The organism is Vibrio sp. Vb0667, from assembly GCF_033391095.1.
This window is the reverse complement of the sequence record NZ_JAWPOL010000146.1, coordinates 1-1,535: the sequence shown is the minus strand read 5'-3', so window position 1 is coordinate 1,535 and position 1,535 is coordinate 1. Positions and strand designations below refer to the sequence as shown.

General features: G+C 49.4%; 2 protein-coding genes. Both read left to right on the top strand.

Annotation, left to right across the window (positions count from 1 at the left end; all coding sequences use genetic code 11):
* A partial coding sequence (locus R8269_RS24120; RefSeq protein WP_318222765.1) for a RecQ family ATP-dependent DNA helicase occupies positions 1-1,369 on the top strand: 1,369 nt, incomplete at its 5' end.
* 9 nt (positions 1,370-1,378) lie between these two features.
* A partial coding sequence (locus R8269_RS24115; protein ID WP_318222766.1) for a DUF3630 family protein occupies positions 1,379-1,535 on the top strand: 157 nt, incomplete at its 3' end.

Here is a 1,535-nt window from a genome sequence, read left to right as displayed (position 1 = left end):
ATGGGGACACGATTTCCGTCCTGAATACGCCGCGCTGGGTCAGCTAAAGCAGCATTTTTCGCATGTGCCATTTATGGCGCTCACCGCCACTGCGGATGACGCTACACGTCGCGACATTCTTGAACGCTTACGTTTGCATGAACCTCATGTCCACTTAGGCAGTTTTGACCGTCCGAATATCCGCTACAACCTGGTCGAGAAGCACAAGCCGATTTCTCAGATCATTCGTTATCTCGACACCCAAAAGGGCAATTGCGGCATCATTTACTGTGGTAGCCGTAAGAAAGTCGAAATGGTGACGGAGAAGTTGTGCAACAACCACATCCGTGCGGCGGGCTATCATGCAGGGATGGACGCTGATGAGCGTGCTTACGTTCAAGAGGCGTTTCAGCGTGATGACATTCAAATCGTGGTCGCGACGGTTGCCTTTGGTATGGGCATCAACAAGCCGAACGTCCGTTTTGTGGTGCACTTTGATATTCCGCGCAATATTGAATCCTACTACCAAGAAACGGGACGAGCAGGGCGAGATGGTTTACCTGCTGAAGCGATGATGTTGTACGACCCCGCAGACATCAGTTGGCTACGCCGCATGCTGGATGAAAAAGACGATGGACCGCAAAAGCAAGTAGAAAGCCATAAACTTAATGCGATGAGTGCCTTTGCAGAAGCGCAAACCTGTCGTCGTCAGGTTCTGCTCAACTACTTTGGTGAGTACCGCGAGAAGCCTTGTGGTAACTGTGATATCTGCCTCGATCCACCCAAACATTTTGATGCGACAGAAGAAGCGCGAAAAGCGTTGTCGTGTGTTTATCGCGTTAACCAAAGCTTTGGTATGACGTATGTGGTTGAGGTGCTGCGTGGTATGCAAAATATCCGCGTGCGTGAACATGGCCACGATAAGATCTCTACATACGGTATTGGCCGCGATCACAGCCATGATTACTGGGTGAGTATCTTCCGCCAGTTAATCCACAAAGGACTGCTGTTTCAAAATATTACTCGAAACTCGACGTTGCAATTGACCGAGGAAGCTCGACCATTATTGCGCGGGGATGTTTCGCTCGAACTCGCGGTTCCTCGTTTGGATACCGCAGCACGCGCTGCGAAGTCGGACAAACTGACCAGCAAAAACTACGATAAGAAGCTGTTTGCGAAATTACGCAAGCTGCGTAAGTCGATTGCTGATGAAGATGGCTTACCACCATACGTTGTATTTAGTGATGCGACCTTGATTGATATGGCGGAGATTCTGCCAACGTCGTATGGCGAAATGCTGGCGGTGAGCGGGGTAGGTCAACGTAAATTAGAAAAATATGCCGATCCATTCTTGGATCTGATTCAAGAACACATCACTCACCACGGATAAGGAACCGAAATGCAGAAGGAATTTGGCCTAACAGAATACATTGCCGAAGAAGGTCGTTTGCTGATTGCAGCCCCAAGATTTGATTTAGACACCTTTCCGGCGTTAGGTGAGCGTTTGGTGGGGTTACTCTCTGCGACGGTAATCGAAAAACAGTGGGATGCGGATA